This is a genomic window from Archangium sp., from assembly GCF_057119385.1.
The window spans coordinates 49,460-63,217 of sequence record NZ_DBNGVP010000064.1; the positions used below are offsets into that span (position 1 = coordinate 49,460).

Sequence of the window (13,758 nt, forward strand, 5' to 3'; positions counted from 1 at the left end):
TGAGGCCGCCCATGAGCACCACCGAGCTGTCGCCGCTGCTGGAGAAGTTCCGTGTCCACCTCGAGGACGAGAAGGGCGCGAGTCCGCACACCGTGCGCAACTACATGATCGACCTGGTGGACTTCGAGCGCTACCTGGTCGAGCGGATGAAGCTGTCACTGCTGGCGGCCTCGCACGCGGCCATCCGTGGCTACATGGGCACGCTGACGGTGGACCATGCGGCGACGAGCCGCGCGAGGCGCCTGGCGAGCATCAAGAGCTTCTACAAGTACCTGGTACGGCAGAAGCTGCTGCCGGGCAGCCCGGCGAAGCTGGTGAAGAGCCCGAAGCTGCCCAAGAGCCTGCCCAAGGTGCTGCCGGTGGACGAGCTGTTCGCGATCCTCGACATGCCGTCGCAGAAGACGGTGCTGGGGCTGCGGGACCGGGCGATTCTCGAGATTCTCTATGGCGGAGGCCTGCGCATCAGCGAGCTGTGCGGGCTGAACCTGCTGGACGTGGACCGGAGCGGGCGGATCATCCGGGTGATGGGCAAGGGCAGCAAGGAGCGGCTGTGCCCGGTGAACGCGCAGGCCATCCGGGCGCTGGAGGCGTACCTGGCGCGCCGGGACGAGCTGCTCGCGGTGGAGCGCGAGGGGCAGGACGCGGAGGCGGTGTTCCTCAACTACCGGGGAGGCCGGCTGACGCCGCGGAGCATCGGGAGGCACCTGGACACGTACGTGGTGCAGTGCGCGCTGCAGCGCAAGGTGAGCCCGCACGCGCTGCGCCACTCGTTCGCGACGCACCTGCTCGGGGGCGGGGCGGACATCCGCAGCATCCAGGAGCTGCTGGGCCACGCGAGCCTGTCCACCACGCAGCGGTATACGCACGTGAGCTGGGAGCAGCTCCAGCAGGTCTACGACGCCGCGCACCCCAGAGCCTGATATCCCCGCGCGCCAGATATCCTCGCGCGCCAGATTTCCCCTCTCCCCCCGGGAGAGGGACGGGGTGAGGGTGCCACGTCTCCCGGGTTCAGCCCGCCTGATTCACCTGCACGTCGGCGCTACTGCCGGGCAGGGTGAAGGGGCGAACAACCGCTCGGGGAATCGTGGAAACGCCCGCGTCCCCTTGTTAAACCCCCAGGCATGTTCCATGGCACCACCATCCTCTGCGTGCGCCGAGAGTCGAAGGTCGTCATCGCGGGTGACGGTCAGGTCAGTCTCGACAAGACCATCATGAAGAACACGGCGAAGAAGGTCCGCCGGATCGGCGATGGCTCCGTCCTCGCCGGCTTCGCGGGCAGCACCGCCGATGCCTTCACCCTCTTCGAGCGCTTCGAGGCCCGCCTCAAGGAGCACCAGAAGAACCTCGCCCGGGCCTGTGTCGAGCTCGGGAAGGACTGGCGCACCGATCGCTTCCTCCGCCGCCTGGAGGCCCTGCTCATCGTGGCCGACCGCGAGAAGACCTTCATCCTCTCCGGCGCGGGCGACGTCATCGAGCCCGACCACGGCATCGCCGCCGTGGGCAGTGGGGGCTCCTACGCGCTCGCCGCCGCCCGCGCGCTCATGACGCACACGCAACTGCCCGCGCGCGAGGTGGCCACCCACGCCATGCAGATCGCCGCGGACATCTGCGTCTACACCAACTCCAACATCACCATCGAAGAGCTCTGAGGGGGCATCACCGTGAGCAACGCACGCAAGATCCCCGCCTTCACCCCTCGCGAGGTGGTCGGCGAGCTGGACCGCTACATCGTCGGACAGAACGCCGCCAAGCGCGCGGTGGCCATCGCGCTGCGCAACCGCTGGCGCCGCCAGCAGGTCCCCGAGGAGCTGCGCGATGAGATCCACCCCAAGAACATCATCATGATCGGCCCCACCGGCGTGGGGAAGACGGAGATCGCCCGCCGGCTGGCGAAGCTCGCCCAGGCCCCCTTCGTCAAGGTGGAGGCCTCCAAGTTCACCGAGGTCGGCTACGTGGGCCGCGACGTCGAGTCCATGGTGCGCGACCTCGTCGAGGCCGCCATCGCGCTCGTGCGCGACGAGGAGGTGGAGAAGGTGCGCGCGCGCGCCGTCGAGATCGCCGAGGACCGCCTGGCCCAGCTGCTCTCCGGCAACGCGCCCTCGCGTCCGTCCGGCGGCATCGGCTTCATGGCGCCTCCGCCCACGCCCGCCGCGCCCCGGCTCGGGGATGTGGAGCGCGAGAAGCTCCGCGCCCAGCTGCGCGCCGGCACGCTCGATGACCAGGAGGTCGAGGTGGAGCTCTCCGACACCGGCTCGCCCACCTTCCTGCGCAACTTCTCCGGCCAGGGCATGGAGGAGATCGGCGTCAACCTGCAGGATCTCTTCAAGAACATGCCCGGCATGAGCCGCTCGCGCCGCCGCAAGGTGCGTGCCCCCGAGGCCCTCCGGCTCATGGAGCAGGAGGAGGCCGCCCGGCTGGTGGACACGGATCGCGTCAACCGCGAGGCGCTGGTGCGCGCCGAGACCAGCGGCATCATCTTCATCGACGAGATCGACAAGATCGCCAGCCGCGAGGGGGCGGGGAAGGGCTCCGGCCCGGACGTGTCCCGCGAGGGCGTCCAGCGCGACATCCTCCCCATCGTCGAGGGCTCCACCGTCAACACCAAGTACGGCCAGGTGAAGACGGACCACATGCTCTTCATCGCCGCGGGCGCCTTCCACGTCTCCAAGCCCAGCGATCTCATCCCCGAGCTCCAGGGCCGCTTCCCCATCCGCGTCGAGCTGGATCCGCTCAGCGGCGAGGACCTCGTCCGCATCCTCCGCGAGCCGCGCAACTCCCTCATCCGCCAGTACACCGCCCTGCTGGCCACCGAAGGTGTGCGTCTGGATTTTTCCGATGACGCCATCCTGGAGCTCGCCCGCATTGCGCAGGCCGTCAATGAGCGCACCGAGAACATCGGGGCACGGCGGCTGCATACGGTTCTGGAGCGGCTGCTCGACGATGTATCCTTCCATGCAAGCGAGCAGGGACCGAAGGATCTGCAGATAGACGCCGCCTACGTGCGCGAGCGCCTCGCCTCCGTGGTCCAGGACGAGGACTTGTCGCGCTACATCCTCTAGTCACACCCAGGAGCCCACGTGCCGCTCACCACGCCAACCCGAACCGCCAAGATCGACTCCGCCGCCCCGCAGACCGCCGCTCCCGGGAAGAACGAGGAGTGGATGGACAAGGCGAAGGCCCACCTGCTGCAGAACTACAAGCAGCAGCCCATCGTTCTGGAGCGCGGGTTGGGCTCGCGCGTCTGGGACGCGGATGGGCGTGAGTACCTGGACCTGCTCGGCGGCATCGCCACGTGCGGGCTCGGCCACTGCCACCCGGAGGTGGTGGTCGCCGTGAAGGCCCAGCTCGAGAAGCTCTGGCACGTCTCCAACGTCTTCTACTCGGAGCCGCAGATCGAGCTGGCCGCCCGGCTCACCACCGCCTCGGGCCTGCAGCGCGCCTTCTTCTGCAACTCGGGCGCGGAGGCCAACGAGGCCCTCATCAAGCTGGCCCGCAAGGTCCAGAAGGATCGGGGCAACGCGGACCGCTACGAGGTCATCACCTTCGAGAACTCCTTCCACGGCCGCACGCTGGCCACCGTCACGGCCACCGGCCAGCCGAAGTACCAGAAGGGCTTCGAGCCGCTGCCCGCCGGCTTCACCCACGTGCCCTACGGGGACCTGGAGGCCGTGCGCAAGGCCGTGGGCCCGCACACCGCCGCCATCCTCGTGGAGCCCATCCAGGGCGAGGGCGGCGTGCGCCAGGCGCCTCCGGGCTTCCTCAAGGCCCTGCGCGCCCTGTGCGACGAGAAGGGCCTGCTGCTGCTCGTGGATGAGATCCAGACCGGCATGGGCCGCACCGGCAAGGTCTTCGCCTACCAGCACGAGGGCATCCTCCCGGACGGCATCAGCCTGGCCAAGTCGCTCGGCAACGGCCTGCCCATTGGCGCCATGCTGTGCACCGAGGAGGCCGGCAAGAGCCTGGTGCCGGGCACCCACGGCTCCACCTTCGGTGGCAACCTGATCGCCGCCGTGGCCGCCAACGTCGTCGTGCGCAAGGTGACCGAGCCGCAGATGCTCCGCGACGTGGCCCAGAAGGGCGAGTACTTCCTCTCGCGCCTGCGCGAGCTCCAGGGCCGCCTGCCCACCGTCATCAAGGAGGCGCGCGGCATGGGCCTGCTGGTGGGCGTGGAGCTCTTCCAGGACGCCGCGCCCTTCATCACGAAGTGCCGCGAGCTGGGCATGCTCGTCAACGCCGCCGGCGAGAAGACCATCCGCTTCGCCCCGGCCTACACCGTCGCCAACGACGACCTGGACCACGGCGTGCGCATCCTCGAGCGCGCCCTCAAGTCCTGAAAAACAGCCGCTCAATCACTCGCCAGAACCGTGTGAGCAGGAGCCAGGGAGATGTGCGGGCTGGTGGCATGTCTCCCGGTCCGTGACTCGTGGAGTGGGTATTTCCCAGGCCCCCGCTGGCACGAGCGGGGCCTTTGGGGCCCAACGGCTTGCCGCTTCGTCAGCAGGGGTCGGAACCCACTTGGTGGGTGTTGCCTGCTGGCGGATGCCCGGGCGTTTGGAGATGAATCGTGTTTGTCATTGATCGAAACCAGATGCAGATCCTGGACGCCCTGGCGGAGCGCGACTTCCACCGTGCGTTGATGGCCTTTGTCCGGAGGGAGCTGCCAGATCATACGGCTCATATGGAGGATGCGGAACTTCGCACGTTCATCCGTGAGTCACAGGCGCACGCGGAGCGGCATGGCATCGAGAGCGATCGAGGTGTTGCTCAGTATGTCTGCCTGGCGCTGGAGACGACCCCCGCGTTCGCGGATGATCCAAACATCTCCAAATTCTTGCATCTTCCTGGCATGTCTCCTGAGGTCCTCCTGGAGGAACTCGTTGATCTGCTCAACGAGATGCCGGAACACTGAACAGGTTCACCCATGCCCGCGCCACTGGCAATACCAGCCGTCATCGGAGGAGCTGCATGGTTGTACAGATCCTACAAGGCGTACAAAGCCTACAAGAAGCTCAAGCAGCTCAAGCAGCTCAAGGATGCTGCCGACGCGGCTCGTAAGCTCAAGCCGCTGCCGAAGCCTCCTCCAGTCAAACCGCCCGCGCCCAAGAGCCCCCCGGCTGCCGCGAAGAATGCACGCCGCTTTGGAGACCGCAAGAAGTGCAAGCAGAAATGCCCTTCCAAGGACAAGTGCAAGTACTGTGGGCGAAAGAAGCACGACACCTTCTACGAACGTGACATGGCGGAGCGCCGGAAAGCGCTACTGAGAGATGCAAGTGATCCCTCGAGCGAACTGGATCCCGTTGCGCGACAGTTCATCAAAGACACAGGCGGGAAGTCGGTCCCCGAGAACTACGAGGTTTCGCACGAGAAGCCTCTCTACACCAAGCCCTACTCCGAACGCTGCAAATTAGACAAAGCCTGGAACATGAAGACTCAACCCAAGCCTGTACACCGGGCGCGGCACAAGAAGTGTGGTGACCAGTACCACGATTTTGGCCCTCCTCCCCGGAGCAAGGGCAAGTAGAGAGCCAACCTGCTCGAGTCGAAGGAGCCACCATGGATATCAAGCAGTTGGAGCGAGCATTCAAATCCGCCAGCCTGCCCACCGCCGAGGATGAGGAGCAGCATTCGCTCGTGCAGCAGCTTCTCAGTTCGAACGATACCGAGATCCTCCGATACCATTACGATCTGCTGCGCCAGCAGGAAAATTGGAGCCTGTTCTGCTGGCTGCGCAATGGATTCGCCAAGCGGGGGCCACAGGGGGAGGACTTTCTCCTCCAGGCTTTCGAAAAGGAAGAAGACCCGGAGATGAGAGGGACGATTGTCCACATCCTGGGACGTATGCGGAGCAAAGGTGCTCGGCCGCTCGCGCTCCGCCTGATCGCCAGCGACTCCGCGTCTCTGCATCACACCGCCGCTTATGTGTTGGGCTGGGTGGGGACCGCCGAGGATGTGCGGCTGCTGGAGGATTTGCTCTTGAGGGATTCCGAGTCCGAGGTGCGGGCCGACGCCGCCACGGCCCACTTCCAACTCGTCAACCGCATCCCGGAGGCGAAGGAGCGAGCCCTCCAGAGCCTCAAGCGCGGACTCATGCAGGAAAAGGAGGAGGAGGTCCTGGCCAGTATCATCATCAGCCTTCAGGACATCCTGAAGAAGCGTTTCGGGATGCGAGAGGACATCGACGAGCGGAAGATCACGGGCGATGTTGCCAAGGCCAAGGTCAAGGCGCTCGCGGCTCTGGCAAGCATTGGTACGACGTGAGCCTTCCCCAGGAGCGCTCGCCGCTCCTTCTCGGGGAGTGCACCCTGGTTCGCCATGGGTGTGCTCCCCGTCGTTTTTCGAGGGGGTTGTCGGATGAGGAGCTACATTTTCCCTGCAAAAATCCGCCGATAGTGTTTGACGCGATGCGGGTGGATGCCTAGGATTTCCGGAGGTTGTTCCGGTTTCCTGAGTTCCCCCGAAGGAGCTCCGTTCTGGAGGTTCCCGATGATCGCGCCTCAAGCCTCTCCTGGTATCGATCCGGGCCACGATGTCCTCCGGGCCAACCAGCTCATCGAAGCGGGGCTCTGGCTGCATCTGGGTGGGGACGCCGCGGGCGCGCGGAGCCTGTTCGTGCGCGCCCTGCAGCATGATCCGGACAACCGCCGGGCGCGGGAGTGGCTCACGAAGGGGGAGGGCGCGCGGGCCGTGGGACTGGTTACGGCGGCGCCGCCACCGTCCGTGAGGCCCATGTCCCTGACGTCCGTGCCTCCCCTGGTCTCGCAGTCCCGGCCCGCGCTGGAGGTGAGCGTGGTGGTGCTGGACGAGGAGGAAGTGGCTCCCGAGGCCGGGGGCCGCCACATCACCGCCGACGTGCTGGCCTTCCTCTCCGAGCCCGAGCCTCTCAAGCTGGCCGCGCCCGTGGCCGCCCGGCCCGTCGCGCCCGTGGCCGCGAAGGCTGTCGCGCCCGCTCCTGCTGCCGCTCGGCCCGTTGCTCCCGCGCCTGCTGCCGCCCGGCCCGTTGCGCCCGCGCCCGTAGCCGCCCGGCCCGCCGCGCCCGCTCCCGCGCCTGTTGCTGCCCGGCCCGTCGCGCCCGCACCTGCTGCCGCCCGGCCCGTTGCGCCCGCGCCCGTGGCCGCGAAGGCCGCGACTCCCGCGCCCGTGGCGCAGGCGGCCCCCCGCCAGGAGCTGCCCACGCTGCTGCAGGGGGTGGAGGATCTGCTCGCGCTCGGCGACGTGACGAGCGCCATGGAGCTGCTGCGCAAGGCGGAGCAGCTGGCGCCGGGTGATGCGCGGCTGGCGTCGGCGCGCGAGCGCTGCGTGCGTCAGCTGCAGGCCTCGCTGGAGGCGAAGCTGGGAGACCTGAAGCGGGTGCCCACGCTCAAGCTGCGCATGGCGGAGCTGATGAAGCTCAGCCTGGATCCCCGCGCGGGCTTCCTGCTGTCGCGCATCGACGGGAGCCTCAGCTTCGAGGCCCTCTTCTCCGTCTCCGGCATGTCCCGGCTGGACACGCTGCGCGTCCTGGCCCACCTGCTGGACCGGGACATCATCGCCATCCGCTAGCTAGTTGAAGCGGAACACGCGGAAGCCGTAGTTCCCCGTCACGCCCCCGTCCGAGTACATGACGAGGTAGAGCGTGGTGGTGCTGGCCGCGCGGATCTCCACGAACGAGCTCTTCCACGTGTAGAAGGGCGTCTTCACGTCCTCCTTGGTGAAGCCGGCCATGGCGGGCACCACGCGGCTGGTGTCGAACTCGATCCGGTACAGGACGTCCTTCGTGACGGAGATGGCGAACCAGTCCTCGTCCTGATCGTACTCGAGGCGCCCGTTGCGGTCGGTCGGCGAGGAGGTGCCGGCCACGTCCGGGACGATGGTGGTGGCCTCCGTCGAGCTGTCGCCGTGCACGTCCTCGCCCACGGGGGTGAGGGTGAGGGCGTACTGGCCGGTGCCGGGGGACGGGTCGAACGGCGAGTGGCTCATGCGCACGTAGTAGGGCGCGGTGGCGCGGGCCTTGAACCCCACCTGGGCCTTGGGCCGGCCGTCCTTCGAGGTGATCCACTGGCCGCCCTGATCGAAGACGTCGAGACGCGGCATGAGCGAGCCGGAGCCGGGCTCCACGGTGACGCTGTAGACGGTGCGCAGCTTGCCGTCGACGCGGAAGAAGTCGTAGTCGCCCACCGGCTCGATGGTCTGCAGGCGCTGCACGGTGGCGTCGGAGGCGAGCAGGACGGCGCGGGTCAGGCAGTCATCCGGCTCGGAGGTGTCGCCGGCGTGCTCGGGGCAGTTGAGGGTGGTGATGGCCTCGCACACGCCGCTGGGCCGCAGGATGGTGCCCTGCTTGCACAGACAGCGCGCGTTGCCTGCCTCGTTGACGCACAGGGTCTTGTCGCCCTGGGTGCAGGGGTTGGGATCGCACGGATCGTCCGGCGTCTGGTCAGGGCCACTGGTCACCAGGCAGCCGGTGCCGAGCACGGCGGCCAGGGGAAGGAAGAGGAAGCGGGAGAGGGGGGAGTGCATGGCTAACGGCTCCGACGGGCCTGGGCGCCCGTTTCTTCATCGGGGGGAGGAGTGGGGGCGCGGTCGAGCGGATCCTCCACCTCGGAGGCCTGCTCGCGGCGCTGGCGGTACTGCTCGCGCACATAGGCCACGAGCTGATCCAGATACGAGGAGAGGGGAGGGCAGCGGATGCCGGTGCCGTCCAGCAGCTCCAGGGTGTTGTGGCAGTTGTAGATGGCCAGGTGGTTGACGTAGCTGAGGGCGGCGCGCTGGGGGCGGGCCAGCTTCTCCAGCACGGGCAGGCGCATCATCACGTCCGCGGCGCGGGCCGAGAGGTTGAAGCGGGGCAGCTTCTTGTTGGCCTTCTCGGCGATGAGCTCGTAGACGCGGCGGGCGCTCATCGGGTTGGGGTCCACCAGGTGGAAGGTGCGGCCCACGGCGCGCTCGTCGTGCGACAGCGCCCACACCGCGTTCACCACGTAGTCCACCGGCACCACGTTGAGCGGGGCCACGCCGTTGCCGGGCAGCGGCAGCGGCACCACCAGCGGGCTCGTCACCAGGAGGATGCCCAGGTAGTAGGGGCCCTCGAAGCGGTCGATCTCCCCCGTGCGCGAGTCCCCCACCACGCTGCACGGCCGGAAGATGGTGGTGGGCAGGGTGGTGGCGGCGCGCTGGACGAGCTTCTCCGCCTGGAACTTGGTCTCCTCGTAGACGTTGCGGAAGCCCTGGCCGCAGTCCAGCTCGTCCTCGGCGATGACGCCCACGCGATCACCGGAGACGTGGCAGGAGGAGAAGTGGTTGAAGCGCTGCAGGTGCTCGCAGTCGCGCGCCAGCTCCAGCACGTTGCGCGTGCCGTCCACGTTGATGCGCCAGGCCGTCTCCTTGGGCACGCCCATGTAGAAGACGGCGGCCAGGTGGTAGATGTGCGTCACCCGCTCGCACAGCCGCTGGTATTCCTCGCCGGACAGGCCCAGGTGCATGTCCACGATGTCGCCGGTCAGCAGCTCCAACGTGGCCCCGGTGCCCCGCAGCTGGGAGGCGAGCTTCTGCGCCTCCTTCAGGTGCTTGGGCTGCACCAGGGCGTAGACGTGGGCCTTGGGCTCCTCGCGGACGATGTGCTCAATCAGCCGTTTGCCGATGAAGCCGGGGTAGCCGGTGACGAAGTACGTCCCGGCCTTGCCTCGGGGCTCCTTGCGCTTCTCGCTCATGGGCGGCGGAGCATACCCGTCCCTCAGCCGCGCGCGAGCATGGCGCGCCACACCTCTTCCACCCGGGCCCGGGTTGTCCCCAGATCTCCCGAGTTGTCCACCAGCCAGGTCGCATGCGGGCGTTTCTCATCGAGTGGGAGCTGAGCGGCCAGCCGGGCCTCCGCCGCCGCCTCGTCCAGGCCGTCCCGGCCCATCAGCCGGGCCTTCTGCACCTCGCGGGGCACCCACACCAGCACCACCCCGTTCATCGCCTCGTGCAGCCGGTTCTCGATGAGCAGGGGCGCGTCGTAGACGATGAGCTCCACCCCCTGGGCGGCGAGCGCATGGGTGCGCAGGAGGAACTGCTGGCCGATGAGCGGGTGGAGGATGGTGTTGAGGGCGGCCCGCTCCCTGGCGTCCCCGAAGACGCGCTCGCCCAGCTTCGCCCGGTCCAGGCGGCCCTCCGCGTCCAGCACGCCCGGGAAACGCTCGGCCACGGCCTTCAACCCGGGGGTGCCCGGCTCCACCACCTCGCGGGCGATGACGTCCGCGTCCAGCACCTGGGCGCCCAGCTCGCGCAACATCCGGCTCACGGTGCTCTTGCCGGAGGCGATGCCCCCGGTCAGTCCATAGAGCTTCACGTGCGGCGCCTACTTTCCGGCCGGCTGGGGCGTGAAGATGAACGAGTGCACCGTCTTGCCGTCCTCGTTGAGGAACACGGCCAGCCCCAGCTTCGCGTAGAGCATGTAGGTGCGGAAGTCGTCGGTGAGCTTCTTCTGGTAGCAGGGGCCGGCTGGCGCCTTGCCGGGCGGGCAGGCGTTGCCGTAGGTGCTCTCCACCGACTCCTTGTCGATGACGGGGCCGGGGAAGACGTCGATGCGCTCGACGAGCTGCGTGCCCGGGTCCACCTTGAACTGCACCTGCTTGGTGCCCTTGATGGCCTTCTGGTCGAAGTAGGCGATGATCTCCTTGCCTTCGGCGGTGACGGTGCGCGAGGGCTCCCCGAACTTCTGGATGACCTGCTCCCGCTTGGTCTGTCCGGGTTCCACTCCCTGCCACGGTTTGGCCAACACGGGCGCGGCGGCGAGGAGCACGGCGACGATGGCGATCGTTCTCATCTCCACAGGTGTAACGGATCCCCCCGCGCCGCCTCAAGCTCCCCCCACTTCGTCCGGGAGGTCACAAGAGCGCCAGGTTTCGCACCTCCGCCTTGCCCCCTGGGGGGTCGTCTGCTAGTGACCCCACCGATGCGCGCTCGCGGCTCCTGGATCCTGTCCTTCGCCCTCGCCCTCGCTCTCTCCCTCTCCGGCGCCGCCCTGGCCGCCGATTTCCTCGGCCCGGAGAGCTGCAAGGGCTGCCACCCGGCCGCCTATGACGCCTGGATGCAGTCCAAGCACGCCCGGGCGGGGGACTCGCTCTCCGAGGCCCAGCAGAAGGACGCGCGGTGCCTGTCCTGCCACGCGCCGGACCAGGCCTCGCAGGGCGTCAGCCACGTCACCTGCGAGACGTGCCATGGCGGGGGTCAGTACTACTCGCCTGGCTACGTGATGAAGGACGCCGAGCTGGCCCGGCTGGTGGGCCTGGTGGACCCCTCGGAGAAGGCCTGCCGCAACTGCCACGACGCGTCCTCCCCGTCCCTCAAGCCGTTCAATTTCGTCGAGTCGCTCAAGGCCATCGACCACTGGTCGGCCGCGCGCACCGGCAAGTCGGCCCGGGCCGAGAGCCCCTCGCCCGAGCCCACGAAGAAGAAATAGCGTGATCAAGATTCTCGAAGCCCGTTTCGTCACCACCGCGGTGGAGCCCAAGGGCTACCCCACCAGCCCCGCCCCCGAGGTGGCCTTCGTGGGCCGCTCCAACGTGGGCAAGTCGTCCATGATCAACGCGCTGGCCGGCCGCAAGAAGCTGGTGCGCGTCTCCAACACCCCCGGCCGCACCCGCGCCCTCAACTTCTTCGACGTGGACGTGGAGCGCGGCACCAGGCGCCACACCGTGCGCTTCGCGGACCTGCCCGGCTACGGCTTCGCCAAGGTGAGCAAGACCGAGCGCGCCGAGTGGCAGAAGATGATCACCTCGTACCTGGAGAAGCGCCGGGACTTGAAGATCGTGGTGAGCATCATCGACGCCGAGGTGGGGCCCACCCCGGACGACTTCCAGACGCTCGACTACCTCCAGGAGTCCAACCGGCAGATCCTCGTGGTGGCCACGAAGATCGACCGGATGCCCAAGGCGCGCCGCAAGCCGCGCCTGCAGGCGATCTCCGAGGAGCTGTCCCTGCCCCGGGAGGCGGTGATGCCCTTCTCCGCCACGGAGAAGCTGGGCTTCGACGAGGTGTGGGACGCGTTGCTGAACACCTTGACGGAGTGAGTGAGCCCCGTGTCCAACGGAAACGGAAGCAAGGGCAACGGCAGTGACATCCAGCAGGCGCTGAGCACCCTGCGGCGGCAGCTCGCCTCGCTCCCCGCGAAGCAGCGGCTGGATGCCCTCATCGAGTCGCGGGACGCGCGGGCGCTGGTGCGCTCGCTGCCCGCGGAGGACCTGTACTTCACCCTCATGGAGGTGGGGCTGGCGGACTCGACCGAGCTCGTCCAGCTGGCCTCACCCGAGCAGTTCCTCACCTTCGTGGACCTGGGCGGATGGAAGAAGGATCAGGTGGACCTGCACCAGGTGCTCACCTGGCTGCGCGCCGCGCGCGGGGACGAGGCCGAGGACTTCCTGCGCAAGCTGCGCAAGGTGGACACCGAGATCTTCGAGCTGCTGGTGCGCGAGTTCACCCTCATCCACGACCTGGAGGAGAACCCGGACGTGCACGTGGAGGGCGTGACGCTGGAGACGCCCGAGGGCCGCTACCTGGTGGAGTTCAAGGGCGTGGAGGGGCCGGAGCTGGCGGCCATGCGCTCCATCCTCAACGACATCATCGCGGACAACCCCTTCGAGGCGGTGCGCTTCCTCGAGGCCACGCGCTGGGAGGTGCCGGGCGAGCTGGAGGAGTCCGCCTACCGCTTCCGCACGGGCCGGCTGCAGGACCTGGGCTTCCCCTCGTTGGAGGAGGCGGCGCGGCTCTTCGGCCGGGTGGACACGGGGCCCACGCCGGCTCCGGCGGCCGTCGCGGCGCTCGTGGCCACGCGGGCGCAGCCGGACTACCTGGATGCCGCCTTCCGGGCCCTGGAGGACGTGGAGCGGGAGAACCTGGAGGGCGAGCTGCGCTACCTGGCCAACGCCACGCTGGTGGCGGAGGTGGAGGATCCCGGGGACCTGGACGCCATCCGCCGCGTGGGCGAGATGGTGCGCGACTACCTGCTGCTGGGCCTGGAGCACCTGACGGGAGGAGACCCCACCAAGGCCGCGCAGGTGGTGCGCGACACGGAGACGCGGCGCGTCTTCCAGGTGGGCTTCTCCCTGACGCTGGCGCTCAAGTTCCGCGCGGACCGGCTGATGAAGCAGCCGCTGGCGCAGGTGGACGGCATGCCGCTGCTCTTCGCGGAGGAGGCCGCCGCCGTCGAGGCCCTGCGCCGCAAGCGCCCGCGCCGCACGTTGAAGGTGCCCGGGGCGGAGCCGGTGCCCTTCCGCTCGAGGCGCGAGCTGGCGGCCAGCGAGGAGGTGCTGGCGCGCGCCGAGGCCCAGGTGGCGCTGCTGGGCGCGCTGCTCGGGGGCACGGAGAAGAAGGCGCGCGAGGTGCTGGCCCTCTTCGGCGTGGAGGCGCGCGTGCTGGGCGTGGAGCGCTTCTTCGCCGCCGCCGTGGCCCTGGCCCTGTTGGAGGGAAAGGTGGGGCCGAGGCCGGTGCCGTCGGCGCGGCGGGACGCGCTGGGCGCGCTGCTCTTCGAGGGCACCCCGGAGGCCCCGCGGCTGCGCGCGGACGTGGCCGAGCGGGTGGTGGCGGTGCTGGAGCCGGCGGTGCCCGAGTCCTCCCGGCCCGAGCTGCGCCGGCTCGTGGCCGCGACGCTCGCCCGGCTGCTGGAGGAGCTTGCTCCGTCGTTCCTCCAGGAGGGCAAGTTGAACCCCATCGCCTCCGTTCTCCTGCCCATCGAAGGCGGAGAGCCGTAATCCTTTCAGTCCCACCTCCCGTGGGTACCAGCCCCCCTGATCGCTAAGGGCCTGGATC

At 68.5% G+C, this 13,758-nt stretch carries 15 protein-coding genes; 11 read left to right on the forward strand and 4 right to left on the reverse strand.

Annotated elements, in window-relative coordinates:
• Positions 1-11: 11 nt before the first annotated feature.
• The 8 genes from AC16DP_RS15015 (at position 12) to AC16DP_RS15050 (ending at position 7,539) form a co-directional block, all read left to right on the forward strand.
• Positions 12-920, forward strand: coding sequence for a tyrosine recombinase XerC (locus tag AC16DP_RS15015; RefSeq protein ID WP_329732739.1), 909 nt, complete (start codon positions 12-14; stop codon positions 918-920).
• Positions 921-1,121: 201 nt separating this feature from the next.
• A complete protein-coding gene (gene hslV, locus AC16DP_RS15020; RefSeq protein WP_329732738.1) occupies positions 1,122-1,649 on the forward strand; it encodes an ATP-dependent protease subunit HslV in 528 nt (175 codons plus the stop codon).
• A 12-nt stretch (positions 1,650-1,661) separates the two neighbouring features.
• Entirely contained in the window at positions 1,662-3,059 is a 1,398-nt protein-coding gene (gene hslU, locus AC16DP_RS15025) for an ATP-dependent protease ATPase subunit HslU (protein ID WP_329732737.1), read from the forward strand.
• 102 nt (positions 3,060-3,161) lie between these two features.
• A complete protein-coding gene (locus AC16DP_RS15030) occupies positions 3,162-4,334 on the forward strand; it encodes an aspartate aminotransferase family protein (protein ID WP_329732779.1) in 1,173 nt (390 codons plus the stop codon).
• A gap of 230 nt (positions 4,335-4,564) precedes the next feature.
• Positions 4,565-4,909: a hypothetical protein gene (locus tag AC16DP_RS15035; RefSeq protein ID WP_329732736.1), complete on the forward strand. Its 345-nt coding sequence runs from the start codon at positions 4,565-4,567 to the stop codon at positions 4,907-4,909.
• A 12-nt stretch (positions 4,910-4,921) separates the two neighbouring features.
• On the forward strand, positions 4,922-5,521 hold the full coding sequence (locus AC16DP_RS15040; RefSeq protein WP_329732735.1) for a hypothetical protein: 600 nt from the start codon (positions 4,922-4,924) through the stop codon (positions 5,519-5,521).
• A gap of 32 nt (positions 5,522-5,553) precedes the next feature.
• Entirely contained in the window at positions 5,554-6,258 is a 705-nt protein-coding gene (locus AC16DP_RS15045; protein WP_329732734.1) for a HEAT repeat domain-containing protein, read from the forward strand.
• A 225-nt stretch (positions 6,259-6,483) separates the two neighbouring features.
• Positions 6,484-7,539: a hypothetical protein gene (locus tag AC16DP_RS15050; RefSeq protein WP_329732733.1), complete on the forward strand. Its 1,056-nt coding sequence runs from the start codon at positions 6,484-6,486 to the stop codon at positions 7,537-7,539.
• Here AC16DP_RS15050 and AC16DP_RS15055 read toward each other — a convergent pair whose 3' ends face one another.
• The 4 genes from AC16DP_RS15055 to AC16DP_RS15070 are packed head-to-tail and all read right to left on the reverse strand — an operon-like array spanning position 7,540 to position 10,777.
• Positions 7,540-8,493, reverse strand: coding sequence for a hypothetical protein (locus AC16DP_RS15055; RefSeq protein ID WP_329732732.1), 954 nt, complete (start codon positions 8,491-8,493; stop codon positions 7,540-7,542).
• A gap of 2 nt (positions 8,494-8,495) precedes the next feature.
• Positions 8,496-9,680, reverse strand: a complete 1,185-nt coding sequence (locus tag AC16DP_RS15060) for an SDR family oxidoreductase (RefSeq protein WP_329732778.1) — start codon at positions 9,678-9,680, stop codon at positions 8,496-8,498.
• Positions 9,681-9,703: 23 nt separating this feature from the next.
• Positions 9,704-10,300: a dephospho-CoA kinase gene (gene coaE / locus AC16DP_RS15065; protein ID WP_329732731.1), complete on the reverse strand. Its 597-nt coding sequence runs from the start codon at positions 10,298-10,300 to the stop codon at positions 9,704-9,706.
• A gap of 9 nt (positions 10,301-10,309) precedes the next feature.
• On the reverse strand, positions 10,310-10,777 hold the full coding sequence (locus AC16DP_RS15070; RefSeq protein WP_329732730.1) for a hypothetical protein: 468 nt from the start codon (positions 10,775-10,777) through the stop codon (positions 10,310-10,312).
• A gap of 129 nt (positions 10,778-10,906) precedes the next feature.
• Between AC16DP_RS15070 and AC16DP_RS15075 the strand changes: the two genes are divergently transcribed.
• From AC16DP_RS15075 to AC16DP_RS15085, 3 genes are read left to right on the forward strand one after another with little or no spacing between them, the layout of a single operon-like run.
• Positions 10,907-11,413 carry a cytochrome c3 family protein gene (locus AC16DP_RS15075; RefSeq protein ID WP_329732729.1) on the forward strand — a complete coding sequence of 169 codons (507 nt, stop codon included), beginning with the start codon at positions 10,907-10,909 and terminating at the stop codon, positions 11,411-11,413.
• Between the two features lies 1 nt (position 11,414).
• Entirely contained in the window at positions 11,415-12,023 is a 609-nt protein-coding gene (yihA, locus tag AC16DP_RS15080; protein ID WP_329732728.1) for a ribosome biogenesis GTP-binding protein YihA/YsxC, read from the forward strand.
• A gap of 9 nt (positions 12,024-12,032) precedes the next feature.
• Positions 12,033-13,700: a DUF6178 family protein gene (locus AC16DP_RS15085; protein WP_329732727.1), complete on the forward strand. Its 1,668-nt coding sequence runs from the start codon at positions 12,033-12,035 to the stop codon at positions 13,698-13,700.
• Positions 13,701-13,758: the final 58 nt, after the last annotated feature.

Excerpts from the sequence above, each read along its gene's own strand:
- AC16DP_RS15015 (WP_329732739.1), top strand. The coding sequence starts at position 12 with ATGAGCACCACCGAGCTGTCGCCGCTGCTGGAGAAGTTCCGTGTCCAC.
- AC16DP_RS15070 (WP_329732730.1), bottom strand. The coding sequence starts at position 10,777 with ATGAGAACGATCGCCATCGTCGCCGTGCTCCTCGCCGCCGCGCCCGTG.
- AC16DP_RS15030 (WP_329732779.1), top strand. The coding sequence starts at position 3,162 with ATGGACAAGGCGAAGGCCCACCTGCTGCAGAACTACAAGCAGCAGCCC.
- AC16DP_RS15040 (WP_329732735.1), top strand. The coding sequence starts at position 4,922 with ATGCCCGCGCCACTGGCAATACCAGCCGTCATCGGAGGAGCTGCATGG.
- AC16DP_RS15075 (WP_329732729.1), top strand. The coding sequence starts at position 10,907 with ATGCGCGCTCGCGGCTCCTGGATCCTGTCCTTCGCCCTCGCCCTCGCT.
- AC16DP_RS15060 (WP_329732778.1), bottom strand. The coding sequence starts at position 9,680 with ATGAGCGAGAAGCGCAAGGAGCCCCGAGGCAAGGCCGGGACGTACTTC.
- hslV (WP_329732738.1), top strand. The coding sequence starts at position 1,122 with ATGTTCCATGGCACCACCATCCTCTGCGTGCGCCGAGAGTCGAAGGTC.
- AC16DP_RS15050 (WP_329732733.1), top strand. The coding sequence starts at position 6,484 with ATGATCGCGCCTCAAGCCTCTCCTGGTATCGATCCGGGCCACGATGTC.
- AC16DP_RS15055 (WP_329732732.1), bottom strand. The coding sequence starts at position 8,493 with ATGCACTCCCCCCTCTCCCGCTTCCTCTTCCTTCCCCTGGCCGCCGTG.
- AC16DP_RS15045 (WP_329732734.1), top strand. The coding sequence starts at position 5,554 with ATGGATATCAAGCAGTTGGAGCGAGCATTCAAATCCGCCAGCCTGCCC.